General features: G+C 64.3%; 1 protein-coding gene. It reads right to left on the bottom strand.

Going from position 1 to position 263, the window contains the following annotated elements; translation table 11 throughout:
* Positions 1-263, bottom strand: a 263-nt coding sequence (locus SB764_RS41375) for an ATP-binding cassette domain-containing protein (protein ID WP_410866952.1), incomplete at both ends; no start/stop codon positions are given.

Raw genomic sequence — 263 nt, forward strand, 5'->3', positions numbered from 1 at the left:
CTGGCGAATCAACGGGTCGAGGGCGGAGAACGGTTCGTCCATCAGCAGGATGTCGGCGTCCATGGCCAGCGCGCGGGCCAGGCCGACGCGTTGCTGCATGCCACCGGACAGCTCGTCAGGCTTCTTGTTGCGCCATTGGCTCAGGCCCACCAGTTCGAGCTTGTCGTCGACCAGCTTGCGGCGGTCTTTTTCCGGGCGACCCTGCATCTCAAGGCCGAAGCTGATGTTCTCGCGCACCGTTAGCCAGGGCATCAGCGCGAACT

Source organism: Paraburkholderia sp. SIMBA_027 (assembly GCF_046535315.1).
GTDB lineage: Bacteria > Pseudomonadota > Gammaproteobacteria > Burkholderiales > Burkholderiaceae > Paraburkholderia > Paraburkholderia tropica.